The sequence below is a fragment of the Campylobacter troglodytis genome, assembly GCF_006864425.1.
Taxonomy (GTDB): domain Bacteria; phylum Campylobacterota; class Campylobacteria; order Campylobacterales; family Campylobacteraceae; genus Campylobacter_D; species Campylobacter_D troglodytis.
Window position 1 is genome coordinate 42,024 of record NZ_QHLI01000003.1, and the last position, 25,972, is coordinate 67,995.

The window sequence follows — 25,972 nt, forward strand, 5'->3', positions numbered from 1 at the left end:
CAAGGTTTTGAAATTAACAAATTTTTTATCAAAAGATTTTTAGAACTTGATATTTTAAATTTAAGAATTTGTTTTGTGAATTTTTTTAAGTCTTAAAAAATCTTTTATGCAAATAAAAGGCTTTAAACTTTAAAATGATGGATTGTGAATGCTTGAATTTTTATTAAAAATAGCTAAATTTGCAAAAATTGACCTGGCAAAGTTCTTGCTAACAAGACTTTTAACATTTGCAAGAAAAAGAGCGTTTATAGCGAGAACGCAAAGCGTGGATTAAAGAACAGTATTAAATTTAGCACTTTTAACAAAATATTCTTCTTTATCTATTTTGTAGTTTTAAGCATAGCCTTGCCTATACTACAAAAGCCTGTTGAATTTATAGCGCTCAAGCATAGAGGCATTGCCACTTACCCCTCCTTGATGCACATAAAGCATAGGTCTAGCAAATAAATGCCTATAAAAAAGCATGGTACCTAGCCCAACTGTATCATAAAGTAAGCTAAATTCTATCCCGCACTCAAAAAGTGCTTTTTTATATATAGCCAAAAGCTCCTTGTAGGGCTTGGCAAAATGAAAATTTTTTGGTTTTTTTAATATAAAAAGCTTTTTGCAAGAGGTGTCATTGAGCTTTACTGAATTTTTTAAGCCCTCATCACTAGGATCTAAAATTTCAATGCAAAGTGGCTCCTTTAAATCAAGCATTTGCCTTTTTAAATAAGCCTCATCCCCCACACAAGCACAAGTAAAGACCCTAAATTCACTGTGTTTTGCAAGATATAAGGCACTTGTTCCTGTGCCTGAGGGCAAGAAGATGTTAAATTGTAAATTTAAATCAAAGGCTTGTTCTTTAATCTCTCTTGCAAGGCTTTCAAAACCCATCTCAGCTTCTTTGCAAGCTAGTCCCTCTGGTATAAAAAGATCCCCTTTTTCACATAGAGCCAAAGCCTCAGCTTTTAGGCTAGAATTTAAACTTTGTATGATCTTAGCCTCATTTTTCAAGGCAAGGGCATAATTTCCACAAGGCTTATCCTTTAAAAAGCTTGAAATTTGCTTACAAACAAAGATAAGCTCAAAATCATACTTCCTTGCAAATTCACTCAAAACAGCCAAACAGTTACTTTGAGAGCTACCAAAGCTTATGATTCTTGGCTGAGTTTTACTTTGAATTTTTTGAGTGAAGTTTTTTAAATTTAAAGAAGTATTTGTGGCTAGTTCTTGCTTAAAATTTGAGCTTAGCTTTGTTTTAAATTTACGAGCTTTTAAGTCGCCTATTTTTAAGGCTTGTTTAAAATTATAGGTTGATAGGTCCCCACTTTTTAAGCCTAGTTTAAAATTATGAGCTTGCAAGGCTTGATCTTTAAGGCTTGATTGATGAGATAGTTCTTGCATTAAAGAAACTCTTAGCTCTTTTGCGTTTTTAATGAAATACTTAAGCTTTCTTGCCTTATTTCCCCCACAAAGATCCCCAAGTAGATCATCTCTTTTTACAAAGAATTCAAAGCCATCAAGCTTGGTTTTTTCAAGCCTACTAAGGCTCATTTGTCAAAAAGCTCTTGAGTTTTTTTGATGATGAAGTCCTTAGAAAGTTCAAAGTCAAGCTCCACCCTACCCTCTTTCTCATCATTTTGTACGCTAGTATTTGCAAAAAGCAAGGAATTTAGCCTCTCATCCTTGTAAAAAGAAAGCACAAAGCCCATAAGCTCGTTGCTTCTTTTGGAGGCAAGATCTATCTTGTGAAGAAACGAATGCCCTTCCTCTGCTATGTAAGCTTGTATGCTGATCTGTTCTATGCTGTTAGCAAGGGAGCTATCTTGCAAGATGGCACTTAGATATTCATTTAAGATATTTCTAAGCTTTGGCTTAACCTCGTTTTTAAGTAGATATGAGCCTTGATTAAAGAGGGTGTTGTTAAATAAGATGAGTGCTCCTGTTTGAGGATTAACTGTAATATTAAAATCAAATTTAGCTTGAAGTTCTAAGATGAGGTTATTCTTAATAAATCTTAAATTAGCAAATTCTTCTCTTAGCTGAGTAAAATTGTCTTTTAAATTTTTAAGCCTAATTTCTTTTTCATTTAGCTGGGATAATAAGATCAGCATCTCCTCATCTTTTTTGCTTGAAAAATTCAGCTCTGTTCCTTTGAGATTTTTACCAAGCTCATAGATGATTTTTTGTTCTTCTTTAAAGCTTTCTTTTTGAGCTTCAAACTGTGTTTTTTCATCATTTAGCCTTGCTTCAATGAGATTAAAATCAAGCCTTGCATAAGAGTTTTTAATCAAAACAGCAGCCAAGATGAACAAAAAAACAAAAAAAAGCCCAGCCACAAGGGTGGTATAACTAAGATAAAATAAGCTTCTTTCTTCTTCGTAATTTTTTTTCATTTACTTGAAAATTCACCGTCTTTATTAAACTTAGCTATGACCTCGCTAGCCTCGTTATCAAGCTCGCTTATTTCAGCCTTTAATTTAGAGGCTAGTTCTATGCCACCGTCTATGTGCTTTTCATCCTCATAGGCTTCTTTGAATTCTCTAATGCCTTGAATTAAACTATCCTTAAAACCAAGAAAGATCTTTTCTTGATTTTGTATCATTAGCTCTTGATAATGCCCAAAGCTTTTCTTAAAATCCTCTATCATCTCATCGAGGCTACTAAGGGTTTTATCAAGGTGCTGCACCCTATCTGCGCTTAATTCCAGCAAGCGACTATACTGCTCGCTAAGCTTAGAATTTACCTCTTTTAAGTTATGATTAAAGCTAGTTATAACCTCTGTCATATCTATATAAACCTTGCTTAGATCCTTTTGCTTTCTGTGCGAGGCATTAAGCTCGTTCATAGTCTGCTTAATATGCTCAGCACTGATGCGAATGGCCTTTTCCTCGACATTTAGCATCTCTTGAAAAAGCCCAAATTTTCTTTCTATACTGTAATTAAGCTCCTTGAAAAAGTCTTGATTACTAACTTGTTCAAAGATCACACCAACCTTATCAAAATGCTGCAAACCCTGAGTCAAATATCTTTGTTCTAGCTCTTCTTTGGTCCAAAAAAATATGCTTGTTGAGCTTTTTAATCTATCAAATAATTTTTGTATCTTAGACCTACCCAATCTTTCAAAAAATACCCACCACAAGGACAAAAATACCCCATAAATAGACACATAAAAAGCAGCCCCTAGCCCACTTAGAAACTGTGAAATTTCTTGCTCTAAAGCACCTAGCTCCTTTGCATTAAAGCTTGGCACAAACAAGGCTATGCAAATGAAGGTGCCTAAAATTCCCATCATAGAAAACAAGCTAGAAGCTATGTTGGCAAAATTTTCATTCCTAGAAGTTCTTATGTAGGTAGCACAAAAGGCATCAAAACTGCCATTGCATTTGGTTTCCTTGCCTATTTTTAAAAAATTTTTCATAATATAGCTTTTTAGGGCTTGCTTGAAATCGTTTTTTTGTTGTTCTAAGAAACTAGAAGCGTATTCTGCGTTATGTCTTGCAAGAAGAAGGGCTACAACCAAGATAAGACCCATAAGAGCAAGGGCAAGTAGGCTTATTTTAAAATCTATCTTTCCAAAATATGCCAAAAGCACAAGAATGTATATCAAACAAGGCAAAAAGATGATTTTAAGATAAACCAAAAATCCACTTCTTTCCTTAATATCTGGCAAAGAAAGCTCTGAAACCCCTTCTATCCTATCCATCACTCCTACCTTTAATCTTAGCTTTTACTTTAATCTTGTTTTTGTAAACTGTGTAAATCTTATATTTATAAGTATTTAAAAAATATTTAAATTCCTTAAATTCAAAACCTAGTAACCTTTGCAAAAAAAATTCACAAAAAGCCAAATTGTCTAAATTCATAAAACTACAATTTGCAAATTCTTGTCTTAAATTTAGAGCAAAAGCAACAAGTTTTAAAAACTTAAATAATTTTGAATTATATCTAATTTTTCTTTCTTTTTAGGAAAAAATAAACTTATTTTAAGCTATCTTTGGTGTTTAAATTTAAGCTATCTTTTAAATCTTGCATAAAATTCAATTTCTAGGATCAATTTATGTGAGCTTATAAAAAGCTCATTTTTAAAACACCCAACAAAAATTAAATTTGTGAAATGCTAACTTTAACAGCTTGTTTTAATGCGGCAAAAATAATGGCTCAATTAAACTTAAACTAAATTGAAAGGTTTTTAAGTTAAGTCCTATGAAAAACAAAAATCCGTTCCAGAATTGTATCAAAAGAAATTTAGGTAAATTTTGCGTTATTTTTTACTTCGTGCTACGCGTCTTGTAACTTTTGGGGGATTGATTTAGAGGTGAAAAAAACGCTCTACTTTGTCAAATTCCTCATCAAAGTTTGTGTAAAATTTTCAAATAAATTCACATTTTGATAGCCAAAGAATGCTAGAAACTTTCTAAAATGATCGGTGAAATAGAAGTTGATGAGAGTTATTTCGGTGTAAGGAGTGGACGTGGTAAGCGTGTATGTGGGGTTGGTAAAAAACACCTGTGTTTTTACTTCGTGCTACGCGCTCATAACTGTAAGCAGAAGGGATGTTAAAGCGAAACGGTTGTATTTATACTCTAAAACACTTGCTCTGCCAAAGAGCTACTATCTATTATAAGGGACTTTGCAGAGCTTAAAGAAGGTGAAATTTACAGCAACAGCTTCAAAGCCTACGGTGCCTTGGTTGATTTTTTACTTCACTATGCTTGTAACTTTGCAAGAAGGAGTAAAGCTAATTATATGGTAAAACATAGCAAAAACGAGTTTGCACATTAGCGAAATCATATCAATGGGATAGAGAACTTTTTTACTTCGTGCTACGCGTCTTGTAACTGCAAACAGAAGAGGCTTTGCAAAGCTTCATATTATTGAAATTCGTGGCATAAAAATAGAAAATTTTGTCCCTCATTTAAAAGAAATTAAGTCTCAAAATTTAGGACAAAATTCTCATCAAAATTTAATGAAGTTGTAAGAAAATATCCGCTTAAGTTATCTTAAGCCAAAACCATTTACTTTGAATTTAACTTAGCCAAATTTTAATTTCTATTCAAACAGTTTAAATCCTCAAAGGCTCTTTCAAGCCTTTTTATCATACTTTCCTCACCTGCTCTAAGCCACACACGAGGATCGTAATATTTTTTATTTGGCTTGTCATCGCCCTCAGGATTTCCGATCTGTCCTTGTAAATAAGCCCTATTTGCACTCTCATAGCCTCTGACCCCATCCCAAAAAGCCCACTGGGTATCTGTGTCTATATTCATCTTTATGACCCCATAGCTAAGTGCTTCTTTTATGTCTTTTAGCTCGCTTCCACTGCCTCCGTGAAAGACAAAATTCACAGGCTTGTCATCTTTGAGTGCGAATTTTTCCTTGACAAAATTTTGTGAATTCTTTAAGATACTAGGCTGTAAGCTTACATTTCCTGGCTTATACACCCCGTGTACATTGCCAAAGCTAGCCGCAATGGAGAATTTATCACTAATCTTACCAAGCCTTTCATAAGCAAGGGCTACGTCCTCTGGCTGGGTGTATAATCTAGCATTGTCAATTCCTGTATTATCCACGCCGTCCTCTTCACCTCCTGTGCATCCAAGTTCTATTTCAAGGCTAATTCCAAGCTCACTTAGCCTTTTAAGATAAGCCTCGCAAGTAGAGATATTTTCCTCTAAGTCCTCCTCGCTTAGATCAAGCATATGAGAGCTATAAAGGGCTTTACCATAGATCTTTTTATTATCCTCACTTGCCTTTATAAGAGCATCCACCCAGGGAAGTAATTTTCTTGCTGCATGATCTGTATGCAAGATCACAGCCACTCCGTAATTTTTAGCAAGTAAATGAACATGCCTTGCACCGCTAATAGCACCTAGGACATCGCCATTTGGGCAGTTTTTACCAGCCATAAATTTAGCCCCTCCATTTGAAAATTGAATAATCACAGGAGAGTTTACCTTCTTTGCCACCTCTAAGACCGCATTTATGGAATTTGATCCAACTACATTTACAGCAGGTATGGCAAAGCCTTGTGCCTTTGCATAGGCATATACCTTGTTTAGCTCATCCCCACTTACAACCCCAGCACCTACTAAGTCTAAAACACCCATTATTTTAACTCCACCTTTGCTCTACCATAAAGCTCATTAGCCTTTTGTCCTAATAATCTTTGAAGTTCTTGCATCTTGTAGTCGTTTTCTAAATTTGGCTTTACCTGATCAAAACTAAGCTGTGTCCTTGCTTGTGCGTCTTGTTTTAAGATGATATGATAGCCAAAGTCTGTTTTTATGGGAGTCTTAGAATAATCCCCTTTTTTAAGAGAAAAGGCAGCATCTGAAAAAGGCTTTACCATATCTCCTTCGCCAAACCAGCCAAGCTCACCTCCATTTTGAGCTGAGCCATCTATGGATCTAGTCCTTGCTAGCTCGCTAAATTTTTGATCTAGACTTTCTCCTTTTAGATTTTTAAGATCATTGATTATGCTTTTTGCCTCTGCTTCGCTTTTAACTAAAATGTGCTTAGCCCTAACACCAGCAGGACGGACAAATTGGCTCTTGTTTTTATCATAAGCAGCTTTGATCTTGGAATTATCAACCTTTATAGAATCATAAAGCTTCTTGTGATACAAATTCAAAGCTATTTGATCCTTTGCCCTTTCAAGCTCTTTGTTAAAATCTGAGCCCTTGTTAAAGCCTTGTTTTTTGGCTTCTTCAAGTAGTAGCATTTGGGCTATGTATTGCTGAATCAAAAGCCTTTTTTGTTGTTCTGGCAAGGAGTTAAGCTTTTGTCCTCCTAAGGCAGAGGCTAGATCTTCATTGATCTGAGTATCTGTAATATTTTTCCCATCCACAGTGGCAACCACAGCTGCATTTAAATTTAGCGTAAGCAGTAAAGAACCAAGTGCTAGTGAGATTTTTTTCATCTTCTTCCTTTGTATTTAGAGATTTAGGCATAATTTTATCTAAGCTTGGTTAAGATTAATTAACTAAAATAAAAAAATGAAAAGAAATTTAGAGATTAAATCCTTGTTTTTAAAACATTTTGAGGGTGCTAGAACAGAACTTGTCTTTAAGGATCTTTATGAGTTAATAGTCTGCGTTATGCTCTCAGCACAGTGTACTGACAAAAGAGTGAATTTAATCACCCCAAATCTCTTCAAAGCCTATCCTAGCGTTGCTGATCTAGCTAGGGCTAATCTTGCAAGCGTGAAAGCTCTCATACAAACTTGTTCTTTTTTTAATAACAAGGCACAAAATTTAATCAAAATGGCAAGGGCTGTGTGCGAGAATTTCAAGGGAAATATACCCCTAGATCAAAAAGATTTACAAAGCCTTGCAGGTGTGGGGCAAAAGACGGCAAATGTGGTTTTGATCGAGTGGTGTGGGGCAAATGTGATGGCTGTTGATACTCACATTTTTCGCGTAGCACATCGCCTTAATTTAAGCAAGGCTAAGACACCTGAGCTTGTAGAAGCCGATCTTACTCGCATCTTTAAGGATAATTTAAACCGCTTGCATCAAGCAATGGTGCTTTTTGGACGCTATACCTGTAAGGCTAAGAATCCTTTATGTGAAAGCTGTTTTTTAACTAAGCTTTGCAAGAGCAAAGACAAAAGGGCTTAAACCTTGCATTTAATCTTTACTTGTAAATTTAAGGCTAAATTACTTAAAATTCCCATTTTATCCTAACTTGAATTTCACGCTTTAAATTATGTTTTTAACTTCGTTCTAGCTTGAAATTTTTAAACTTATCAATTTTTCCTTGAATTTAAACTTGCTTGAATTCTTAAAACCTACACTCTCAAATTCAAACAAGTTTGCCTTCATTTTTAAATTTACACTCCTTCATTTTTAAATTTACACTTTAAATTCAAAAAAATCTTACTTTTTAAACTTGTTTAAGCTTGCTTGAATTTTTTAAATTCAAGCTCCCTTTTAAACAAGCCTTAAATTTAGACAAAGGATTCTTTGTCGTTATTTAAAAAATCTTAATCGAATTTTTAAGCTTAGATACTAAAAACTCAAAAAACCTCGCTTGAATTCTCAAAGCTTAGACCTTAAATTTAAACAAACTTACCTTAATTTTTAAATTTAGACCTTTAAATTCAAGCAACACCTTACTTTTTAAAGCTTGTTTAAGCTTTATTTAAACCTATTTAAATTGTTTAACTTGCTTGAATTTTTTAAATTCAAGTCCCCTTAGTTATCGCAAAAATTTTTATCGCATTGGCTTTGGATGTGATAAAGCAAATTAAGTAAACCTTAAATTTAAACAAAGCATTCTTGTTTGTTATTTAATGCAAATTTAAGGCAGAGTATAAAACAGCCAAATTCACAGCATAGCCTTGGCTATATTTAAAAATGCCGTTATGATGATGGCATTTGTGATATTGCTTATAAAGCCGCCCACTAAGGGCACCACAAAGAAGGCTATCTTTGAGTAGCGGTAACTCTCACAAACCGAGCTCATAGTAGCCATACTTACAGGCACAGCCCCAAGCCCAAAGCCACAGTGTCCTACGCTAATGATGGCAGCATCGTAGTTTTTCCCACACATCTTAAAGGTAAGAAAGACTATGAAATAATAAATAAACACGCATTGTAAAAGCAAGATCGTGATTAAGGGCAAGGCTAAGGAGGCTAGCTCCCATAATTTCATCGTTATGATAGATAAGGACACAAAGAGACTAAGACACACAGCCCCTACGATCTGTATGCTCTCATACAAGGCTTCTCTTTCTTTTAGCTCCTCTTCTTGAAAATTCTTTGATCTTTTATCTAGTATAAATCTTAAAAGTATCCCACCAAACATACTCATAACATGTATGGGTAAATTCACGCTTGGAATGAGCCATTTAAAAAAGACAAAAAGCACCTCGCCTATCCCACAAGCTAAAAGTAGGATAAATACCGCTTGCTGGGCTCTTTTTGAGCTTACAAAGGCTTTGATCTTGGCATTTATGCTATCTTCTTGCCTTGTAAGGCTTTCTTCTTTATCTAGCTTATACTTTGTAATTAGCCTTCTGCCAATGGGACCTCCCATTATGCACCCACTTACAAGACCAAAGGTAGCAGCGGCAATTGCCACCTCCAAGGCTCCCTCTCCTCCCATCTCAACGGCTATGGGAGCAAAGGAGGCTGAATTTCCGTGCCCTCCTGTAAGGGGAGTTGATCCTGCCATTAAGGCAACAAGGGGATTCATGCCCATCAAGGAGCCAATGCCAATGGCTAGGACATTTTGAAAGATAGCAAGTAAGGCTGCTAAAAAGGCAAAGATAAGCACCAATTTGCCTCCGTGTCTAATTAAGGCCAAAGAAGCACTTAGCCCAGAGGCTGCAAAGAAGACATTGTAAAAAAATTTATTCATCACCTGATAATCAAAGCTAAAAGCAAGGATCCCACTTGAATAACAAAGTGCTGTTAAAATAGCAAAGGCAGTACCCCCCACAACAGCAGAAGGCAAACACCAAGTCTTTAAAATTTTAATCTTTTCTCTGCAAAACTCACCCGCATAAATGGCCAAAACAGCAAGCATTAGGGTGCTAAACATTCCAACCTCAATCATAAATCCCCCTTAAATCAAAAAGCCCTTCAAAGATCTTGATTTATCACCTAAGCTTTTGCCAAAAAGCTGGTTTTAGCTACTTTGCCAAGAAAGATAAATGCCTTTAAAAAGCCTTAACATAAATCTTAGCAAAAAAAGAGTAGTTTTTAGCGTTTTTTTTTTTTTTGAATTTAAGCTTTTTAAAGATAAAATTACCATAGGTAACAATTTAGGGTGTTTAAATGGGATTTAAAGATCTTTTTTAGTTTGCTTGAATTTAAACTTTTTAAATGCCTATTTTAAATTTGAGCATTTTTTAAATGACTTGGCTAAAATTTGCCTTTGAAAAATAGAATTTAGCTTAAAGGGGATAAGATGACAAAAGAGCTTCTTAAACAAATAGAAAGCTTAGAAAAGCGCGTTAAAAAGGGCATTTTAAGCCTAGATGAGAGCGTGAATTTGAGTTGCGAGCTTGAATTTAATGAGGAAATAAAACAAATTGCGCTTGATTTAAAGCCCTGGCGAAAGGGACCCTTTCGCATAAATGAGCTTTTCATTGATAGTGAGTGGCAAAGCTTTGTGAAGTTTAATCTTTTAAAGCCCTATTTAAACGAAATTCAGGGTAAGGTGGTAGCTGATGTGGGCTGTAATAATGGCTATTATATGTTTAAGATGCTTGAGTTTAGCCCCAAAAAACTTGTTGGCTTTGATCCAAGTATGCGTTGCTTTTTGCAGTTTAAGCTCATAAATGCCCTTGCTAAAACTGCCATAAAATACGAGCTTTTGGGGGTTGAAGCCTTGCCAAACTACAAGCATAAATTTGATCTTATCTTTTGTCTTGGGGTGCTTTATCACAGAAGCGATCCCCTTAAAATGCTTAAAGAATTAAAAGCTGGTTTAAACAAAAAAGGGGTGGTATTTTTAGACACGGTTTTCATAGAAGATGAAAGGGAAATCGCCCTTGTGCCGAAAAAAACCTATTCTAAAATCTCCAACATTTACTTTGTGCCTTCTATCTTAGCTTTGAAAAACTGGTGCGAGAGGGCGGGATTTTCACACTTTGAAGTGCTTGCCACCAAAACTACCGACAGCTTTGAGCAAAGAAAAACTGAGTGGAGCGATGGCTTTTCTTTGAGTGATTTTTTAGATCCTTTAAATTCAAATCTTACTTGCGAGGGATATCCTGCACCTCAAAGGGTATATGTGAGGCTTGGAATTTAGGGCTTTTTTCAGTCTCTATCTGTGGGTAAAGTGTTTTTATATTTTAATAAATCACATTGTTTGTCTATCCAAGAACTTAAATTTTCTCTTATTTCATCATAGTTTTTAGGCTCATAAGCGTAAATATCAAAAACATTTTGCCCCCGCCTTGCTGTTTTGCCATATTGATCTTTTAAATTATGAATAAATATGCCAAAAATAGGCTTTTTAAGCTCTCTTGCCTTTTTTGCTTCGTGTCTTACCCATCTTCTAGTATGAGTTTTTTCTCCTATAAGCAAGATAACACAGTTACACTCTTTCATATTATCATTTATCCATTTTTTGATATTTTCATCACCTTTACGCTTGATTTCCTCCCATTCATTTGGCTTACAAATTTGTTGTCCTTCGACAACGCCCATATTTCGCACTTGATTTACACGCCAAAAATCAAGCTCGTAATGAAAGCTAAAAAATACCTTTTTCATTATAAGATCTCCTTTAAAACAAAAATACAAACACCTAACAAAGCATAAAAATACAAAATCGTTTTAGAAAACCAAGCTTTAAAACAACCGCAACAATCCTTATGATAGTTTTTAAAAGCACTTAAGTCAAACATTTGCACTTTGCTATCTTCTTTTCGCACCTCATCATACAAGGCTCTAAATTTTTTCTCTTGACACAAATAATACGCATCAAAAACCCAGCAAAGCCCCAACACAACAAGGCTTACATAAAAGATAGCCTTGTTGCCATTTGTCGCATACACCGCAAAAATGGCAGAAATGATAGCCACACACATAGCCTTAATTTGAAATGAATTTGTATTCATTCTTGTGATGATATTTTGGATAAATTCTAAAAATTTAAGTTTGTCCTCCGCCATTTTAATTACCCTTTCTTAGTAGCCGTAAATTTGCCTTTGTTGCCTTTGTATGTTATCCATTTGCATTTGCCTTTCTATGTCCTCCATTTTTCTTAACATTTCTCGTTCAATTCTTTGACTAGGATCATACCATCCTTTCTTCGCCCACTCACCACATCGAGGATCCGCATTTCCAATTTTATCACACCACTTTTCAATAGCTCTTTTTTTAATAGAAGTAAGCGTTTCTTCAGAACTAGAAGTAGTTGGCGCAGAATTTACCATTTTTTTATAATTATCGCAAGACATTGAATCGCCCAAATCACAAGCCTTATCCAAAAACTCTTTTGCCTTGTTTTTGTTTTGTTTAATGCCTTGTCCGCTGTAATATAGTCCGCCAAGATTACCACAAGCATTGGCATATTTTAAATCGCAAGCCTTTTCATAAAGTTTTATGGTTTTTGATAAATCTTTGCCAACACCTTGTCCCTTAAGATATAAAATACCAAGTATATTACACCCCTTGCCATCATCTAAATCACATAATTTTTCGCACGATTTAAAATCTATTTTATCATAGCATTTATCTTGCATTTCCTTAAATTCAGTATCGCTAGTAGCACCAAAACCCGCACTCACCGCACCAACCACAAAGGTGAAAATTGCGATTAACCTTTTTGTCCTTTGTAAAGAGAAATTTAAATATAACTTTGAGTTTTTAACCTTAAAATTTGTAAATTTCTTGCCATTTTGCTAAAAAATTCACGGAATTTTAAAAGCCAAGCCATAAAGCCTAGCAACGCAAATTTAGCTAAGTTTCTCATTTTTGCTCCTTTAATTTTCTTTAATTGAGTTGATTTTATCGTTTTTTTTTGCTTAAAGTGCGATGAAAAATTGACAATTTTTGCAAAAACTTTAGGTTCTCAGTTAAAAACTTTTACTTAAAATAAATTTTTAATGGTAAAATTTTTTGGATTTTGTCGATTTGATTGTAAATATTTTTAAAGGCGAGGCTATGATTAAGCAAGGCGTTAATTACACAAAGATTGAAAAATATGTATCCCAAGAGGAAGCAGCTAGGATAAGAGGTGAGCTTCTAACTTGTCCTAATATCAGTGCTACCTTGGCTGGTACAATCTCAGAGTTTTCTGAAAATCAGGCTAAGTCTGTTTTTATCCCAACGGCTGAGATGGTAGTGGATGAGTATGGGCTAATTCACGATGCCTTTGTTTTCAGTGCTGCAAACTATGTAGCCCAAGCAGCCATAAACAAAGAGTATTCAGTGCTTATAACCTCAAAGTCTATGTTTTACGCACCCTTAAAGCTAGGAGATGTGCTAATCCTTGAAGCCCAGGCTCTCTTTGATGATAGCTCGAAAAAAAGAGATGTTAAGATAGTAGGCTCTGTAAATGAGATCAAGGTCTTTGAATCAAGTATGAGCCTTGTTGTAACAGATGATCATATCTTTAAGCTTAAACGTCCTCCAACTAGCAATCCTATCAAAAAAGATAACGACAAGGACGAAAAAGCTGATAACTCTGATGAAGCAGAGGCTATGAAGCTACTTAATGCCTTTGGAGGTCTCTAAGGCTTTGGAGTAAGAGGCAGATCAAACCAATTTGGTATGCACTCCTCGTGATAGCTCCCACTTGCATCATAATAGGGCTTACAGTCATCATAAAAGCGGTTTGAAAGCCCTCTTTCATTTATAAAACAAGCAGAAAAAAGCAAAGCTATTAAGGGTATGAGTATATAGATCTTGCAAATTTTTTTGAGATTTTTTAGCATTGTTAGCCTTTCTTTTTGTTTGAATTTAAACTCTTTTTTTAAAAATTGGATTTGTTTAAATTTAAAAATATTTTTTTAAAAATGTCGCTTTTTCTCATATTAAGCATTTCTATACAGCGATACTTTTAGACATAGTCAAAGCAAAGAGTTCTCAAGGTTTTTTTTAAAAAAAGAACTTTTTTGTTTTAGCACCTAATGCCAAGCCACTAGCACTTCACAAAGATACCAATTTAACAAAATTTATGTAAAAAGATCGGCACTTTTTTAAAAGAGCCTTTGATTTAAATTCAGTCTAAACCTACAAGCCTTAAATTCTTGCTGAATTTAAGCTTGTTTTAAAATGATTTGTTAATATTTGAATTTAAAAAAATATTTTTCATATTGAACAAGCTTTAAATTTAAAACATACTAAGCATAGGCTCTCACAAAAGCTTACCTTGCTACTCTTACAAGCCACTAGATCTTCTTTTTGCAAGAGTATCATTTTGACAAGCCTATGCGAAAAGATCGGCACTTTTTAAAATATAGCCTTTAAATTTATCAAACTCAAAGCTTTTATCCAAATTTATAATCTCAACCGTCCTTTAAATTCAAGGCTCTTCATTTTCTAGTTTAATGCACCTTGCAAATTTTAATCCTATGAATTTAAGATCTTAAAACTATAAACTGTCAAACTGTTTTTAAATCAAGCCTTGAATTTAAGCTTATCACCTTGAAGGGCTTTTTTCCCTATCCTTTCTCCACTTATATGGCTCTATGGGATTTTTGCCCCTCCACAGTCCAAGTCTTTGTTTTTTGGCCTTTTTATGCTCATTTAAATAAAGATCCGTGTAATAAGTATAAGCCCAGGCATACCCACTTGCTACCATCATCTTGTTAATATCCTTGCCATTTAGCTTTACTATGCCGACAATCCTGCCGTATTTATCTTTGTCCTTAACCGTTACCTTGACACTTTTGTTGGCTACAAGGGAGGCAAGATGGTTTTTTGACTCCTTGCCAAAGGGCTGATTTGTTTCAGGTGCATCTATGCCATAAAAGCGAATGCTATGCTTTTTACCCCTCTTATCTAAAACTGTGATGGTATCTCCATCATATACCTTAATCACCTTGCCCTCTATGCTTTCATTTGTAGCAAAGGAGTTAAGAAGCAAGGCAAGTGCTAAAAACACAAGCAAGATAAAAAGCCTTTTTGGATCGCTAGCCAAGGCTCTTAAGCTCATCAATCTTTTATAATTTATCCTCATAAAGCTACTTTAAATAAAATTTCGTATAATTATAATAAATTTTGGGCTAACAAACTGAATTTTAGCCGTGAAAAGTTTGAGATGAGAATTTTATATCTTTTGTTGCTTGTTGTTTTGAGCTTGTATTTTTTGTATGAGGATGAAGAAAAAATGATAAAGCAAGATCTGCAAGAGTTACAAGAGTTACAAGAGTTACAAGAGTTACAAGAGTTACAAGAGTTACAAGAGTTACAAGAGTTACAAGAGTTACAAGATAAAGATTTACAAGATTTCAAAGATAAAGAGCTAAGTCAAAATGAGCTTGAAGAGAATTTAAGTAGCACTTTTGAGGAATGGCTAGAAGATGAAAGCATAATAAAAGAAGAGCTTAATGTATTTATCCAAGAATTAAGCCCCTTTGATATGAATTTTAGCACTCAAAGCATAGAAAGCCAAAAGGACAAGATCCTCTTGCAAATGCCCTTACTGCCAAATCTTAGCCTAGCTGATCTTAAATTCACAAAGACAAAAATAGGACTTGAAACAAGGCTTTTTGAATTAAAAGAACTTTGGCAAAATGAGCCAAGCTGGGAGCTTTGGAGGGATAATAATACAACAAGCCGCTTTGTTTATAACTTGCAAAGCAGCGTGTATTATCTTTACAAAAACGAAGACAAAAAAGGCTATCTTAGCGATGAATTAAGCCTTAGTTTGCAAAAAAATAAGAATAATTTCTTTATAAGCATAAACACCCCCACTAAATACAAAAATTTTTTAATCAAGGATCTAGGACAAAGCGGGGGGTATTTTATCTTTAAGCTTGATGAGACAAGTTTTATAATAGCTCTAAGCTCTCACAGTTTTTTTACAAGATGGTGGCAATGTGAGCTTATAAAAGAGGAGTTAGAATGCCTAACTGTAAGCTCAAAGCAAGGACTTAGTGTATTTAGCAATGATACAAATTCTTATGAGATGAGGCTTAGCGAGGGAAGGTGAGATGCGAAGTAATTTAGCCTTGCAAGTAATATTAATAGCAAGAGAACTTAAACTATATTTTTAAATTCAAAGCCCAAAGTTTCAAAAAGAAAAAAGCTTTAAGTTGCGTATATTAAGTTATCTAAGTCAAATTTCATCAAGCCTTGATAGAACTTTCTTTGATGAAGCTTTTATGAATTCTAGGCTTTTTATTTTATAAAAGACATTTAGTTTTTCACTTCAAATTTAAAATGGAAAATTTAAAACGAGGTGTTTGCTTGTGCTGGAGATGGGGTGAAATTAAATTTAAAAAGGCTCTTTTTAAAAAAGTATTTATTTTAGATAAAATACAAACTTTATCATACAAAGCGAAGAATCTCAAATTTTAAAAGAAATTTTTGCTAAACATTACAAAAATAGATAAAATTTTATAAATTCTCATTTTAGACCTCGCAAGAATTAAGATGAATAAACTTAAATTTAAAAATAAAACTATTTGAATTTTTAAATTGTATCCAACTAGTCTTTTACCTTCTAATGCAAAGCAAACTTTGTCATATTAAATGTGTGAGAAATATCCACTAAGACCAATAAATCCTTAAATTCTTGTCATACTGAGGCAAAGCCAAAGTATATCAAAGCCTAGTTTCTTTTGCAAACGAATTTTTCTAATAAAACATAGCTTCTTTGCCTACTACTCAAAAGAACAAACTTTGCAAGACTATGAAAATATCTGCTTAATTCAACAAAACATTTCCTTAAAGAACTTTGCAAAAGATCTCAAAAATAATGAAACTATATTTAGATTGCTAACTTCATAACAGTAGCTACGAATTTGCTTTTTTGTTTTTTCTTTCAATTAACTAAATGCATTTTTAAGGGCTTAAAGACTGCTATCTCGCCCCTTTCATCCTCCTTTGAAACTAGTAAAACATCTATGTCTTTTATTTATATTCTTTAATCTCCATCAAGAACATACAAGATTTAAAACTATGCTAACAGCCTCCCAAAAAACCAAATCTATTTTAGAAAAGCTTGAAAAGTACTCTCAAAAGCTACTAGCCAAAGGCCTTGTATGTTTTGCTTTGTCAAAGTAAAAATTCACGCTTTTAAGGCAAAAATTCACAAAAACACTAAAATAAAGGTTAAATGCTTATAAAATTCACAAACAAGCTATTTTAAAATGGCTCAAGACAACTTAAGCGAATTATTTCTTATCATTTTTAGCAAGATTTTATACAAATCTTGACCTTGAAGTTTCGTCTTAACTCTGTTTATTTTAAATGAAGCATAAAATCTTCCTTTTTGATTCCTTTAAATTTAGCTAAGCTATGTTTAGTAAAGCCTAAGAAATTCACAATTGCATTTATGTGATTCTTAGCCAAACTCATTTTTTGAGTGTTTTACTCTAAATGTTCTTTAGCTCCTTCTACTACGCAGTTGCAAGTGAAACGAAGCAAAAAATCTACAAGTTAATCATAAGCTTTCCAAGTATCACTATAAATTATGCTAGATTCTAAGTCTGCAAAGCTAGGTAAGGCAAAAGCTCACTAGCAAAACAATTCTTTACTACTTGGGTATAAACGCTAGCCTAGCGTTTTAACATACCTTCTTGCAAAGTTGCAAGACGCGTAACACGAAGCAAAAACACAGGTGTTTTTTTACCTACTCCTCTGCCTCTTTTGCCTCTGCCTCTTTTTGCACCTTCTGCTAGCAGTTACAAGCCTAGCGTTGTAAAAAATAGCTTTCATCAATTTCTATTTCACCATTTAATTTAGAGATTTTTTCACATTCTTGTGCAATTAAGATTCTAATTTGCTTAAAGAGTTTGCATAAAGTTTGCTCTGATATTTGAGTAATTTTTGCAATTTTTACTGCTTCAATATCAAGGCTTCTTGCAAAGTTGCAAGCCGCAAGGCGAAGCAAAAAATACTTTACAATTTCTTTAAATTTAGCATCTGAAATTTTGAAACTATTGATATACTTATTTTTCATTGCTGTAATCATAACTTGAAGCTTATTTCTTAGAGCTTAAGTTGTCTTGAGTCTTTTAAAATACTTAAAACAAAGTGAAAATTCGCGTTTGCGTGAATTTTATGGATGAGCTTAGTTTTTTTGCTATAAATTGACAAGGCGAAGTATTACTAGGCGATGTTTTGCTTCGTGCTCTTGTAGCTACGTAATAACAGGGGCTACATAAGGCAGTAAGCAGAAATAGAATAATGTAGTTTATCCCTATGAAGTAGCCAAAGTTGGAGTGAGCTTGAAAAAGAGCTTTGATTAAAGGCTAAGCCCTCAAAGGCTAAATTGTTATTAAAATTTACTTAAACGAAGCATTGATAGGCTTAATTGTGAATTTTTACTCATTTAAAATCTTAGTTTTATCCTTTTTATAGGGAAAAAAATTTAAAAATTCAGCTTAACTTCCTTGACATTAAACTAAGTTTTTTAATAAAATCACATTTCTATTTAGCTTAGACTAAGGAGTTCTTTGTAAAGGATATTTATGGATAAGATTAAAGCCTATGATCATAGGGTTTTAGATAGAACAGTTGCGGCCATAGTTGAGGCTGTTAGACGAATAAGCACATTTTAAATGGAGCTTATATGGTGGAGAATAACTAGTGTTAAAAGAATTTCGTATTAAAAATTTTAAAGCTTTTAAAGATTTAAAACTAAATGGTTTTAAAAAAGTTAATATTTTTGTTGGAAAAGCAAATACCGGTAAAACTTCTATTTTAGAGGCTTTGAGTTTATTTTTGGCTAAACATCCACAAATTCTTATTTCTTTGTTAAATGAAAGAAGTATGCTTGGGGACGATGCTTGTTTTGAAAATTTATTTTTTGATTACAAAACAAATGAGCTTATCACCCTAGAATCAGATCTAGAAAAATTAGAACTTAGTCCAAATTTTGAAAATCAAAGCTTGGTTATTTCTAAACAAACTGCTTATATTGACAGATCAAATTCTTATAATTTAAAAAATAGCTTAAAATTTTCTTTTGAATCAAAAAATAAAAAGTCGTTTTCTAGTAGCATTTCATTCAATAAAATTGAAACAAATCAAACGGCATATAATGTTTCTATGAACGAGACTGAAAAGAGGACTTTTACATCATCTTTAAATAGTATAGAATTTATAGCTAGTGTAAAAAATAGGGAATATTTCAATAGATTTATTAATAATTTATCTGCAGTTATTACAGATAATGAAAAAGCCAAAGAATTGCAACAAAAAATTAAAGAATTTGCATTAGATATTGAGGATTTAAAATTTGTTGGTGGGAATAAAATCTTAGTGCAGCAAAAAGGTTTGCAACATGCCATCGATTTTCGCTTACTTGGACAAGGTTTTCAATCCTACATCTTTATGCTTGTTGCAATACTTTCTGATAAAAAATATATCATTATAGATGAAATAGAAAATGGACTACATTTTGAAAGTATTGATTTGCTCTTAGAATCAATGTTTCAAACACCAAAAGATACTCAATTTTTTATTACAACACACAATAAGGAGCTTTTGAAAAACTTGGCATTAAAACTTGAAAAACAAGATGATAAAATAAAGAATGTAGCACTTTTTAATATCTACTACGATAAAGAGAATAAACTAAGGGGCGTACAATATAATGGAGAAAATTTTGTTCACGCTTTGATTAATGGAAATGAAACAAGAGGATAAAATGTTGATTATTGTAGAAGGAGATACAGATAAACATTTTATTGAGTCTTATTGTAATTATTTGTCCCTTAAATGTGAGGTTTTTACAAGCAAAGGAAAAGATAAGAGCCAAAAAAATGAGAATAATGGAATACAAAGGGTAAGACAATATATCGAAAAAGCATTGACAAAAGGAGAAAGGATATTGATCATCTTTGATGCAGATGATGATAAGGAAAAATCTTTAAAAAACATTCATAATCAACTTGATTTGTTAGAGACTAGCTTAAAAAAACAATGTGAAAGTTCGCTAGATACTATCTTAAAAGAACAATGTGAAATTTTTCTCATACCAAACAATCAAGATAAGGGCAACTTAGAAACGCTCTTAGAAAATATAGCCAAAGAAAAATGTATCCTTAAATGTTTTGATGATTATAACAAGTGTATTACGAGACTACAAAATCAAAATTCTAAAATTAAATTACCAGAGAAAAAATCAAAGGTATTTGCATATCTTAGTTCTTTTGACATAAAAATTGATGAAAATTTTCAACTAAATGAAGATATATGGGATTTGCAAAATCCATATTTAGACAATCTTAAAAATTTTCTTATGCAAACAACTAAAAATGCCAAAATTAAAAGCAAGACTAAAAAACCTTAAACATTAGATCTTTCTTGCTTACGAAGTTTTCTTTGCTAAATTTATTGATAATATCTACTTTGAATTTGTAATGCTTTGTAAGAGTCTGTTTTAATTTATTTTCATCTTTTTATTTTACCAAGCTACATTGATTAAAGTAGAGAACTTCTTATTTATAAGGGTAATATTTTAAACACTCTTATTATTTTGCCAAATACAATTTAAAGTTTTATCCTTCTTACAAGGAAAAAAATTCAAAAATTCAGCTTAATTTCCTTGACATTAAACTAAGTTTTTAATAAAATCACATTTTTGTTTAGCTTAGACTAACGAGTTCTTTGTAAAGGATATTTATGGAAAGGATAAGATTAAAGCTTAAAGCCTATGATCATAGGGTTTTAGATAGGACAGTTGCAGCCATAGTCGAGGCTGTCAAGCGAACGGGTGCTGATATTAGAGGACCTGTGCCACTACCAACCCACATTAAACGTTACACAGTCTTGCGTTCGCCTCATATTAACAAGGATTCAAGAGAGCAGTTTGAGCTGAGAATTCACACAAGGATGCTTGACATAGTCGCAGCCACGCCTGATACAGTAGATAGCCTAACCAAGCTTGATTTAGCCCCAGAGGTGAATGTAGAAGTAAGGGCTATGGGCAAATAAGGGAGAAATTATGGAATATATAGTTGAAAAGATAGGTATGAGTAGGGTTGTGGCTAATCCTAGCTTTGCCGTTACGCTTTTAAGGCTTGTTAGCACCAAGGTTTGCGAGCTAAATGAGGGCAAATCACTTGTAGCCTACTCAAAGGGCAAAGGCACAAACAAATGCGTAGCAGGACAGCAAAAAAAATTCAAGCTCTCGGCTGAATTTAACCGCTTTGCAAGTTTAAAGGTAGCAAACAAAGAAGTAGGCGACATAGACGAAGCACCCCTAAAAGAAGCAAAGATTTTAAAGGTAAGTTTTAACTCAAAGGGTCGTGGGTATAGTGGCGTTATGAAAAGACACGGCTTTAGTGGCGGTCCAAAAAGCCACGGCTCTCGTTTTCATAGACGTCACGGATCTATCGGCAACAGAGAATGGCCAGGCCGCGTTAGACCCGGAATGAAAATGGCAGGGCAGTTTGGAAATGTCCTAGTAAGCGTTAAAAACGAGCTTATCTCTTATGATGAGGGCAATAAAATCCTAGTTTTAAGAGGTGCAGTGCCAGGCTATAACGGAGCTTATGGCAAGATAAGGATAGCAAAATGAGTAAGGCTATAATTTTAAATGAAAATTTTGAAAAAGCAAGTGAAAGTGCTTTGCCTGCTGAATTTGACAAGATAAATCCGCATAATCTTTATTTGTATGTGAAATCCTATATGGCAGCACTTAGAGCCAACACAGCTCACACCAAAAACCGCAGCGAGGTAAGTGGGGGTGGCAAAAAGCCTTTTAGACAAAAAGGACGAGGCGGTGCAAGGGCTGGCTCGACACGAACAAATGTTTGGGTCGGAGGTGGAGTAGCCTTTGGTCCTAAAAATACGAGAAATTACTATCAAAAGGTCAATAAAAAGCAAAAAAGACTAGCCTTTGAACGCGCTTTGATGGACAAGGCAAAGGCAAATGCTCTCTTTGTAGTGTCAAATTTAAGCATAGAAAGTGGCAAGACAAAGGACGCAAAGGCTGTAATCTCAAAGCTTGGCTTAAAAGACGCACTCATAGTTAAGGATTTGCTTGATGAAAAGACGCTTTTGGCTTTTAGGAATTTGGCAAATTGCTATGTGGTGGATTTAAGCGAGGTAAATGCTTATTTGTTGAGCGTTTTTAATGCTGTGATTATGGAAAAAACAGCTTATGAATCAATCATAAAGGGTTAAAATGGCTGATATTACTGATATAAAGACTATACTTTACACCGAAAAAAGCCTGAATTTACAAGAACAAGGCGTAGTTGTGATTCAAACCTCGCCAAAGATGACTAAAAATAGCCTCAAAGCCGTGCTTAAAGAGTATTTTGGAGTAAGCCCACAAAGCGTGAATTCTTTAAGGGTAAATGGCAAGGTGAAAAGATTTCGTCAGCGTTTGGGAACAAGGAATGATTACAAGAAATTTTATGTCAAGCTGCCTGAGGGGGCTAGCTTAGGAAATATGGAGGCTTAAGATGGCGATTAAAACCTACAAACCCTACACCCCAAGCAGAAGGTATATCACAGGACTAAGCTCTGATGACATCACAGCAAAGCCAAGTGTGCGTTCCTTGCTAGTAAAATTACCCTCAAGTGCTGGTCGCAACAGCTACGGACGCATCACAAGCAGACACAAACAAGCAGGGGCAAAGAAACTTTACCGCATAATCGACTTCAAACGCCGTAAATTTGGTGTTGAAGGCAGGGTCGAAGCCATAGAATACGACCCTTACCGCACCTGCCGCATAGCCTTAATAGCCTACAAGGATGGCGACAAACGCTATATCTTAGCCGCAAAGGGCTTAAAGGTAGGCGACATAGTAGCTTCTGCTGAAAGCGGACTTGATATAAAGCCAGCCAATGCTATGAAACTTAAAAATATCCCTGTTGGAACCATAGTGCATAATGTAGAATTAAAGCCGGGCAAGGGCGGACAAATGATACGCTCAGCAGGTGCCTACGCTCAGCTTATGGGAAAAGAAGAAAAATATGTCATCTTGCGTTTAGCAAGTGGGGAGATGAGGCAGATTTTGGCTGAATGTATGGCTAGCATAGGCGAGGTAGGCAATGAAGAATGGGCAAACATTACCATAGGCAAAGCCGGACGCAATCGCTACCGTGGCATTCGCCCACAAACAAGAGGCTCGGCAATGAATCCAGTTGATCACCCACACGGAGGTGGCGAGGGTAAAAAGAATTCAGGACGCCACCCTGTTACACCTTGGGGCAAACCAACAAAGGGCTTTAAAACTCGCCGCAAAAAGGCAAGCGATAAGCTCATAATTTCAAGAAGAAAGGGAAAATAAAATGGCAAGATCATTAAAAAAAGGTCCTTTTGTCGATGAGTGCGTGATGAAAAAGGTCATCGCAGCAAAAAAGGCTAATGATAACAAACCCATAAAAACTTGGAGCCGAAGAAGCACAGTAGTGCCTGATATGATAGGACTTACCTTTAATGTGCATAATGGCAAGAGCTTTATCCCTGTTTATGTAACTGAAAATCACATAGGCTACAAGCTTGGCGAGTTTGCTCCAACACGCACTTTCAAGGGGCATAAGGGCTCAGTGCAAAAGAAAATCGGTAAGTAGGTGAGATATGAGTAAGGCAGTGATTAAATATCTAAGATTATCGCCCACAAAGGCAAGGCTTATTGCAAGGCAGATTCAGGGTATGAATGCTGAACTTGCTATGGCTAGTTTGAAATTTATGCCAAATAAGGGGGCAAAATTCATAGCAAATGCCATTTCTAGTGCGGTGGCAAATGGGGGCTTTGAGGCAAATGAGGTTGAAGTGGTAAGTTGCCGCGTGGATGCGGGTGCTGTTTTAAAACGCTTTCAGCCAAGGGCAAGAGGCAGTGCAAGTCGCATAAGAAAGCCAAGTTCTCATATTTTGGTTGTAGTTGAAAAGACTGAGGAAAAAGCTAAAAAGCCCACACAAAATTCAAGCAAGGCTACAAACGAGGCTAAAAATTCAAGCTCCAAAGCAAAAAATTCAAGCCAAAATTCAACAAAGGTAAGTGAAAATTCAAGCAAGGCTGTGAATTCTAAAGAAAATTCAAACAAAGCCGTGAATTCTAGCGAGAAAAAAGCTGAAAATTCAACTAAAAATGTGAATTCAAGCGAGGCAGAAAATTCAAGCAAAGCAGTGAGCGAGGACAAAAAGGCAGAAAATTTGAGCAGTGAAAATTCAAAGACAGCCAAAGGCGAGGCAAAAAAAGCACCCGCAAGGGCTAAAAAGAGCGAGACAAAGGAAGACTAAGTATGGGACAAAAAGTAAATCCAGTAGGTATGAGGCTAGGCATCAACAGAAATTGGGAGTCAAGGTGGTTTCCTACCAAGGCAAATTTGGCTGAAAATATCAGCGAGGATTATAAAATTCGGGCATTTCTTAAAAGAAAGCTTTATTATGCTGGCATTTCTCAAATTTTAGTTGAAAGAACGGCTAAGAAACTTCGTGTTACCGTTGTAGCAGCGCGTCCGGGCATTATCATAGGCAAGAAAGGCTCTGATGTTGATGTGCTTAAAAACGAGCTAGTTTCGCTTATAAAAAAGGACCTTACCATAAACATAAAAGAGGAAAGAAAGGCAGGTGCTTCAGCACAACTTGCTGCTGAAAGCGTTGCCACTCAGCTTGAAAAAAGAATAGCCTTTCGCAGAGCTATGAAAAAGGTCATTCAAGGCGCGCAAAAAGCAGGTGCAAAGGGCATTAAGGTAAGCGTTGCTGGGCGTTTGGGCGGTGCTGAGATGGCACGCACTGAATGGTATTTAGAGGGACGCGTGCCGCTTCATACTTTAAGGGCTAGGATTGATTACGGCTTTGCTGAGGCTCGCACGACTTATGGAAACATAGGCGTTAAGGTGTGGATTTTTAAGGGAGAGATTTTACAAAAGGGCGTTCAAGCTGAAAAAAGCGAGAGCGAAGATGCACCTAAAAAGCCTAGACGCACAAGAAGGAGCAAATAATGTTAATGCCAAAAAGGACAAAGTATAGAAAGCAAATGAAGGGTCGCAACCGCGGCTATGCTTGTAGGGGAACTGAATTTACCTTTGGTGAATATGCCTTGAAGGCTGTTGAGGCAGGACGCGTGAATTCAAGACAAATTGAAGCAGCAAGAATTGCACTCACTCGCTTTGTAAAAAGGCAAGGTAAAACTTGGATACGCGTTTTCCCTGACAAGCCTTTGACAAAAAAACCCCTTGAAACTCGTATGGGTAAGGGTAAGGGCGGAGTTGAGGAATGGGTTATGAACATTAAGCCCGGCCGGATTTTGTTTGAAATGACAGGTGTCGATGAGGCTATGGCAAGGGTTGCTTTGACCTTGGCTATGCACAAACTCCCATTTAAAAGCAAGTTTATAACAAGAGAGAGTCAAAATGAAATATACTGAGTTAAAAGATAAGACAGCAGCTGAGCTAAACAAAATGCTAAAGGATGAGAAGTTGCTTTTGTTTGAAAAGAGGCAAAAGCTTAAAACTATGCAGCTTACAAACCCAAAAGAAATAGGACAGACAAGAAAGAACATAGCTCGTATAAGCACTGCTATAAACGCTTTAAAGAAGGACAAATAATGGCATTTAAAAGAGAAATTCAAGGCATTGTCGTGCAAAAAAGTGGAGACAAAACGGCTAGCGTTTTGGTTGAAAGAAAGGTCGTGCATCCTAGGTATCACAAAACCGTAAAAAGGTTTAAAAAATACCTTATCCACGATGAGAAAAACACAGCAAAGGTAGGCGACACAGTGCTTGCCTTAGAATGCAGACCCATTTCAAAAAGAAAGTCCTTTCGTTTAAAAGCGGTGGTGGCAACAGGAGTTGAGTGATGATACAAAGTTTTACAAGGCTTGCCGTGGCTGATAACAGCGGGGCAAAGGAATTGATGTGCATTAAGGTTTTAGGAGGCAGCAAAAGACGATATGCGTCCATAGGCGATGTCATCGTTGCTTCTGTAAAAAAGGCTTTGCCAAATGGCAAGGTGAAAAAAGGACAGGTTGTAAAGGCTGTCATAGTGCGAACTAAAAAAGAAATTCACAGAGAAAACGGCTCGCTCATTCGCTTTGATGAAAATGCAGCCGTGATTTTGGATAATAAAAAAGAACCCATAGGCACTCGTATCTTTGGTCCTGTGGGGCGTGAGGTGAGATATGCGAATTTTATGAAGATAGTCTCACTAGCACCGGAGGTATTGTGATGAAACGAAAAATTAAAAAAAATGACGAGGTCAAGGTCATCGCTGGCAATGACAAGGGTAAGACAGGCAAGGTCTTAGCTGTGTTTCCTAAAACAGGCAAGGTGATAGTTGAGGGGTGCAAAATCGCTAAAAAGGCTGTTAAGCCAAGCGATAAAATTCCAAATGGTGGCTTTATCAACAAGGAAATGCCTATGGACATTTCAAATGTAGCAAAGGTGTAGGT

Annotated in this window: 31 protein-coding genes and 3 pseudogenes; 21 read left to right on the plus strand and 13 right to left on the minus strand. The window is 35.2% G+C overall.

What is annotated here, in order from left to right; genetic code table 11:
* Window positions 1–354: 354 nt before the first annotated feature.
* The 3 genes from DMC01_RS01205 to DMC01_RS01215 are packed head-to-tail and all read right to left on the minus strand — an operon-like array spanning window position 355 to window position 3,688.
* A complete protein-coding gene (locus DMC01_RS01205; protein WP_142692481.1) occupies window positions 355–1,536 on the minus strand; it encodes a 1-aminocyclopropane-1-carboxylate deaminase/D-cysteine desulfhydrase in 1,182 nt (393 codons plus the stop codon).
* Window positions 1,533–2,378 carry a hypothetical protein gene (locus DMC01_RS01210; protein ID WP_142692482.1) on the minus strand — a complete coding sequence of 282 codons (846 nt, stop codon included), beginning with the start codon at window positions 2,376–2,378 and terminating at the stop codon, window positions 1,533–1,535. Before DMC01_RS01210 ends, DMC01_RS01205 begins: the two co-directional genes overlap by 4 nt.
* A complete protein-coding gene (locus tag DMC01_RS01215; protein WP_142692483.1) occupies window positions 2,375–3,688 on the minus strand; it encodes a hypothetical protein in 1,314 nt (437 codons plus the stop codon). Before DMC01_RS01215 ends, DMC01_RS01210 begins: the two co-directional genes overlap by 4 nt.
* A 716-nt stretch (window positions 3,689–4,404) precedes the next feature.
* Between DMC01_RS01215 and DMC01_RS13040 the strand changes: the two genes are divergently transcribed.
* Window positions 4,405–4,545 carry a hypothetical protein gene (locus DMC01_RS13040; RefSeq protein WP_185908579.1) on the plus strand — a complete coding sequence of 47 codons (141 nt, stop codon included), beginning with the start codon at window positions 4,405–4,407 and terminating at the stop codon, window positions 4,543–4,545.
* A gap of 482 nt (window positions 4,546–5,027) precedes the next feature.
* On the opposite strand, the gene fbaA is transcribed toward DMC01_RS13040, so the two are convergent.
* Both fbaA and DMC01_RS01225 read right to left on the minus strand, forming a co-directional pair.
* On the minus strand, window positions 5,028–6,092 hold the full coding sequence (gene fbaA / locus DMC01_RS01220; protein ID WP_142692484.1) for a class II fructose-bisphosphate aldolase: 1,065 nt from the start codon (window positions 6,090–6,092) through the stop codon (window positions 5,028–5,030).
* Complete coding sequence (locus DMC01_RS01225) at window positions 6,092–6,904, minus strand: peptidylprolyl isomerase (protein ID WP_142692485.1); 813 nt, start codon at window positions 6,902–6,904, stop codon at window positions 6,092–6,094. The genes fbaA and DMC01_RS01225 overlap by 1 nt, the downstream gene beginning before the upstream one ends.
* Window positions 6,905–6,980: 76 nt before the next feature.
* Between DMC01_RS01225 and nth the strand changes: the two genes are divergently transcribed.
* Entirely contained in the window at window positions 6,981–7,604 is a 624-nt protein-coding gene (gene nth / locus DMC01_RS01230) for an endonuclease III (protein WP_142692486.1), read from the plus strand.
* Window positions 7,605–8,313: 709 nt separating this feature from the next.
* Here the strand turns inward: nth and DMC01_RS01235 are convergent.
* Window positions 8,314–9,546 (minus strand): sodium/glutamate symporter, encoded by a 1,233-nt coding sequence (locus tag DMC01_RS01235; protein WP_142692487.1) that lies wholly within the window; start codon window positions 9,544–9,546, stop codon window positions 8,314–8,316.
* A 354-nt stretch (window positions 9,547–9,900) separates the two neighbouring features.
* Between DMC01_RS01235 and cmoB the strand changes: the two genes are divergently transcribed.
* Window positions 9,901–10,746 (plus strand): tRNA 5-methoxyuridine(34)/uridine 5-oxyacetic acid(34) synthase CmoB, encoded by an 846-nt coding sequence (gene cmoB, locus DMC01_RS01240; protein WP_142692488.1) that lies wholly within the window; start codon window positions 9,901–9,903, stop codon window positions 10,744–10,746.
* Window positions 10,747–10,754: 8 nt separating this feature from the next.
* Here the strand turns inward: cmoB and DMC01_RS01245 are convergent, their stop codons facing one another.
* Genes DMC01_RS01245 through DMC01_RS15705 form a run of 4 tightly spaced genes read right to left on the minus strand, consistent with a single transcriptional unit; the run spans window position 10,755 to window position 12,417 of the window.
* A complete protein-coding gene (locus DMC01_RS01245; protein ID WP_185908580.1) occupies window positions 10,755–11,213 on the minus strand; it encodes a TIR domain-containing protein in 459 nt (152 codons plus the stop codon).
* A complete protein-coding gene (locus DMC01_RS01250; RefSeq protein WP_142692489.1) occupies window positions 11,213–11,614 on the minus strand; it encodes a hypothetical protein in 402 nt (133 codons plus the stop codon). The genes DMC01_RS01245 and DMC01_RS01250 overlap by 1 nt, the downstream gene beginning before the upstream one ends.
* A gap of 15 nt (window positions 11,615–11,629) precedes the next feature.
* Complete coding sequence (locus DMC01_RS01255; protein ID WP_221887116.1) at window positions 11,630–12,244, minus strand: tetratricopeptide repeat protein; 615 nt, start codon at window positions 12,242–12,244, stop codon at window positions 11,630–11,632.
* A gap of 47 nt (window positions 12,245–12,291) precedes the next feature.
* Window positions 12,292–12,417 (minus strand): hypothetical protein, encoded by a 126-nt coding sequence (locus tag DMC01_RS15705; RefSeq protein ID WP_282432216.1) that lies wholly within the window; start codon window positions 12,415–12,417, stop codon window positions 12,292–12,294.
* Between the two features lie 191 nt (window positions 12,418–12,608).
* On the opposite strand from DMC01_RS15705, the gene DMC01_RS01260 reads away from it, so the two are divergent.
* Window positions 12,609–13,181 carry a hypothetical protein gene (locus tag DMC01_RS01260; protein ID WP_142692491.1) on the plus strand — a complete coding sequence of 191 codons (573 nt, stop codon included), beginning with the start codon at window positions 12,609–12,611 and terminating at the stop codon, window positions 13,179–13,181.
* On the opposite strand, the gene DMC01_RS01265 is transcribed toward DMC01_RS01260, so the two are convergent.
* On the minus strand, window positions 13,178–13,381 hold the full coding sequence (locus DMC01_RS01265; protein WP_142692492.1) for a hypothetical protein: 204 nt from the start codon (window positions 13,379–13,381) through the stop codon (window positions 13,178–13,180). The genes DMC01_RS01260 and DMC01_RS01265 overlap by 4 nt on opposite strands.
* Window positions 13,382–14,088: 707 nt before the next feature.
* On the minus strand, window positions 14,089–14,628 hold the full coding sequence (locus tag DMC01_RS01270; RefSeq protein ID WP_142692493.1) for a thermonuclease family protein: 540 nt from the start codon (window positions 14,626–14,628) through the stop codon (window positions 14,089–14,091).
* Window positions 14,629–14,709: 81 nt separating this feature from the next.
* Here DMC01_RS01270 and DMC01_RS13045 point away from each other — a divergent pair, with 81 nt between their 5' ends.
* A complete protein-coding gene (locus DMC01_RS13045) occupies window positions 14,710–15,603 on the plus strand; it encodes a hypothetical protein (protein WP_185908581.1) in 894 nt (297 codons plus the stop codon).
* A gap of 1,167 nt (window positions 15,604–16,770) precedes the next feature.
* Here the strand turns inward: DMC01_RS13045 and DMC01_RS01275 are convergent.
* A pseudogene (locus tag DMC01_RS01275) lies at window positions 16,771–17,589 on the minus strand (IS1595 family transposase).
* A gap of 499 nt (window positions 17,590–18,088) precedes the next feature.
* Between DMC01_RS01275 and DMC01_RS01280 the strand changes: the two are divergent.
* From DMC01_RS01280 to rplX, 16 genes and pseudogenes are all read left to right on the plus strand, one after another.
* Window positions 18,089–18,163: pseudogene (locus DMC01_RS01280) on the plus strand (30S ribosomal protein S10); the annotation flags it as partial.
* Window positions 18,164–18,206: 43 nt separating this feature from the next.
* The gene (locus DMC01_RS01285) at window positions 18,207–19,268 is read left to right on the plus strand and encodes an AAA family ATPase (RefSeq protein ID WP_142692494.1); all 1,062 of its coding nucleotides are present in this window, start codon (window positions 18,207–18,209) and stop codon (window positions 19,266–19,268) included.
* Complete coding sequence (locus tag DMC01_RS01290) at window positions 19,252–19,914, plus strand: DUF3226 domain-containing protein (RefSeq protein ID WP_221887117.1); 663 nt, start codon at window positions 19,252–19,254, stop codon at window positions 19,912–19,914. The genes DMC01_RS01285 and DMC01_RS01290 overlap by 17 nt, the downstream gene beginning before the upstream one ends.
* Before the next feature lie 332 nt (window positions 19,915–20,246).
* On the plus strand, window positions 20,247–20,558 hold the full coding sequence (gene rpsJ / locus DMC01_RS01295) for a 30S ribosomal protein S10 (protein WP_142692495.1): 312 nt from the start codon (window positions 20,247–20,249) through the stop codon (window positions 20,556–20,558).
* 10 nt (window positions 20,559–20,568) lie between these two features.
* Window positions 20,569–21,144, plus strand: coding sequence for a 50S ribosomal protein L3 (gene rplC / locus DMC01_RS01300; protein ID WP_142692496.1), 576 nt, complete (start codon window positions 20,569–20,571; stop codon window positions 21,142–21,144).
* On the plus strand, window positions 21,141–21,752 hold the full coding sequence (gene rplD, locus DMC01_RS01305) for a 50S ribosomal protein L4 (RefSeq protein ID WP_142692497.1): 612 nt from the start codon (window positions 21,141–21,143) through the stop codon (window positions 21,750–21,752). Before rplC ends, rplD begins: the two co-directional genes overlap by 4 nt.
* Window position 21,753: 1 nt before the next feature.
* Window positions 21,754–22,035, plus strand: coding sequence for a 50S ribosomal protein L23 (locus tag DMC01_RS01310; RefSeq protein WP_142692498.1), 282 nt, complete (start codon window positions 21,754–21,756; stop codon window positions 22,033–22,035).
* 1 nt (window position 22,036) lies between these two features.
* A complete protein-coding gene (gene rplB, locus DMC01_RS01315) occupies window positions 22,037–22,867 on the plus strand; it encodes a 50S ribosomal protein L2 (RefSeq protein ID WP_142692499.1) in 831 nt (276 codons plus the stop codon).
* A gap of 1 nt (window position 22,868) precedes the next feature.
* A complete protein-coding gene (gene rpsS / locus DMC01_RS01320; protein ID WP_142692500.1) occupies window positions 22,869–23,150 on the plus strand; it encodes a 30S ribosomal protein S19 in 282 nt (93 codons plus the stop codon).
* 7 nt (window positions 23,151–23,157) lie between these two features.
* A pseudogene (rplV, locus tag DMC01_RS14650) lies at window positions 23,158–23,574 on the plus strand (50S ribosomal protein L22); the annotation flags it as partial.
* A 248-nt stretch (window positions 23,575–23,822) separates the two neighbouring features.
* Complete coding sequence (rpsC, locus tag DMC01_RS01330; RefSeq protein ID WP_142692502.1) at window positions 23,823–24,524, plus strand: 30S ribosomal protein S3; 702 nt, start codon at window positions 23,823–23,825, stop codon at window positions 24,522–24,524.
* A complete protein-coding gene (gene rplP / locus DMC01_RS01335) occupies window positions 24,524–24,949 on the plus strand; it encodes a 50S ribosomal protein L16 (protein WP_142692503.1) in 426 nt (141 codons plus the stop codon). The genes rpsC and rplP overlap by 1 nt, the downstream gene beginning before the upstream one ends.
* Window positions 24,936–25,130, plus strand: a complete 195-nt coding sequence (gene rpmC / locus DMC01_RS01340) for a 50S ribosomal protein L29 (RefSeq protein ID WP_142692504.1) — start codon at window positions 24,936–24,938, stop codon at window positions 25,128–25,130. Before rplP ends, rpmC begins: the two co-directional genes overlap by 14 nt.
* Window positions 25,130–25,381, plus strand: coding sequence for a 30S ribosomal protein S17 (gene rpsQ, locus DMC01_RS01345; RefSeq protein WP_142692505.1), 252 nt, complete (start codon window positions 25,130–25,132; stop codon window positions 25,379–25,381). Before rpmC ends, rpsQ begins: the two co-directional genes overlap by 1 nt.
* On the plus strand, window positions 25,381–25,749 hold the full coding sequence (gene rplN, locus DMC01_RS01350; RefSeq protein WP_142692506.1) for a 50S ribosomal protein L14: 369 nt from the start codon (window positions 25,381–25,383) through the stop codon (window positions 25,747–25,749). The genes rpsQ and rplN overlap by 1 nt, the downstream gene beginning before the upstream one ends.
* Window positions 25,743–25,970, plus strand: coding sequence for a 50S ribosomal protein L24 (gene rplX, locus DMC01_RS01355; RefSeq protein WP_142692507.1), 228 nt, complete (start codon window positions 25,743–25,745; stop codon window positions 25,968–25,970). The genes rplN and rplX overlap by 7 nt, the downstream gene beginning before the upstream one ends.
* Window positions 25,971–25,972 lie beyond the last annotated feature (2 nt).

Bases quoted from the DNA above. Each gene is read 5' to 3' on its own strand.
- DMC01_RS01215 (WP_142692483.1), bottom strand. From the start codon at position 3,688: ATGGATAGGATAGAAGGGGTTTCAGAGCTTTCTTTGCCAGATATTAAG.
- rpsC (WP_142692502.1), top strand. From the start codon at position 23,823: ATGGGACAAAAAGTAAATCCAGTAGGTATGAGGCTAGGCATCAACAGA.
- DMC01_RS01235 (WP_142692487.1), bottom strand. From the start codon at position 9,546: ATGATTGAGGTTGGAATGTTTAGCACCCTAATGCTTGCTGTTTTGGCC.
- rpmC (WP_142692504.1), top strand. From the start codon at position 24,936: ATGAAATATACTGAGTTAAAAGATAAGACAGCAGCTGAGCTAAACAAA.
- DMC01_RS01260 (WP_142692491.1), top strand. From the start codon at position 12,609: ATGATTAAGCAAGGCGTTAATTACACAAAGATTGAAAAATATGTATCC.
- DMC01_RS01290 (WP_221887117.1), top strand. From the start codon at position 19,252: ATGAAACAAGAGGATAAAATGTTGATTATTGTAGAAGGAGATACAGAT.
- rplD (WP_142692497.1), top strand. From the start codon at position 21,141: ATGAGTAAGGCTATAATTTTAAATGAAAATTTTGAAAAAGCAAGTGAA.
- DMC01_RS01205 (WP_142692481.1), bottom strand. From the start codon at position 1,536: ATGAGCCTTAGTAGGCTTGAAAAAACCAAGCTTGATGGCTTTGAATTC.
- rplN (WP_142692506.1), top strand. From the start codon at position 25,381: ATGATACAAAGTTTTACAAGGCTTGCCGTGGCTGATAACAGCGGGGCA.
- rpsS (WP_142692500.1), top strand. From the start codon at position 22,869: ATGGCAAGATCATTAAAAAAAGGTCCTTTTGTCGATGAGTGCGTGATG.
- rpsJ (WP_142692495.1), top strand. From the start codon at position 20,247: ATGGAAAGGATAAGATTAAAGCTTAAAGCCTATGATCATAGGGTTTTA.
- rplB (WP_142692499.1), top strand. From the start codon at position 22,037: ATGGCGATTAAAACCTACAAACCCTACACCCCAAGCAGAAGGTATATC.
- rplC (WP_142692496.1), top strand. From the start codon at position 20,569: ATGGAATATATAGTTGAAAAGATAGGTATGAGTAGGGTTGTGGCTAAT.
- DMC01_RS01270 (WP_142692493.1), bottom strand. From the start codon at position 14,628: ATGAGGATAAATTATAAAAGATTGATGAGCTTAAGAGCCTTGGCTAGC.
- DMC01_RS01210 (WP_142692482.1), bottom strand. From the start codon at position 2,378: ATGAAAAAAAATTACGAAGAAGAAAGAAGCTTATTTTATCTTAGTTAT.
- DMC01_RS13045 (WP_185908581.1), top strand. From the start codon at position 14,710: ATGAGAATTTTATATCTTTTGTTGCTTGTTGTTTTGAGCTTGTATTTT.
- DMC01_RS13040 (WP_185908579.1), top strand. From the start codon at position 4,405: ATGATCGGTGAAATAGAAGTTGATGAGAGTTATTTCGGTGTAAGGAGT.
- fbaA (WP_142692484.1), bottom strand. From the start codon at position 6,092: ATGGGTGTTTTAGACTTAGTAGGTGCTGGGGTTGTAAGTGGGGATGAG.
- DMC01_RS01250 (WP_142692489.1), bottom strand. From the start codon at position 11,614: ATGGCGGAGGACAAACTTAAATTTTTAGAATTTATCCAAAATATCATC.
- DMC01_RS01265 (WP_142692492.1), bottom strand. From the start codon at position 13,381: ATGCTAAAAAATCTCAAAAAAATTTGCAAGATCTATATACTCATACCC.
- nth (WP_142692486.1), top strand. From the start codon at position 6,981: ATGAAAAGAAATTTAGAGATTAAATCCTTGTTTTTAAAACATTTTGAG.
- DMC01_RS15705 (WP_282432216.1), bottom strand. From the start codon at position 12,417: ATGAGAAACTTAGCTAAATTTGCGTTGCTAGGCTTTATGGCTTGGCTT.
- rplP (WP_142692503.1), top strand. From the start codon at position 24,524: ATGTTAATGCCAAAAAGGACAAAGTATAGAAAGCAAATGAAGGGTCGC.
- DMC01_RS01245 (WP_185908580.1), bottom strand. From the start codon at position 11,213: ATGAAAAAGGTATTTTTTAGCTTTCATTACGAGCTTGATTTTTGGCGT.
- rpsQ (WP_142692505.1), top strand. From the start codon at position 25,130: ATGGCATTTAAAAGAGAAATTCAAGGCATTGTCGTGCAAAAAAGTGGA.
- cmoB (WP_142692488.1), top strand. From the start codon at position 9,901: ATGACAAAAGAGCTTCTTAAACAAATAGAAAGCTTAGAAAAGCGCGTT.
- DMC01_RS01225 (WP_142692485.1), bottom strand. From the start codon at position 6,904: ATGAAAAAAATCTCACTAGCACTTGGTTCTTTACTGCTTACGCTAAAT.
- DMC01_RS01310 (WP_142692498.1), top strand. From the start codon at position 21,754: ATGGCTGATATTACTGATATAAAGACTATACTTTACACCGAAAAAAGC.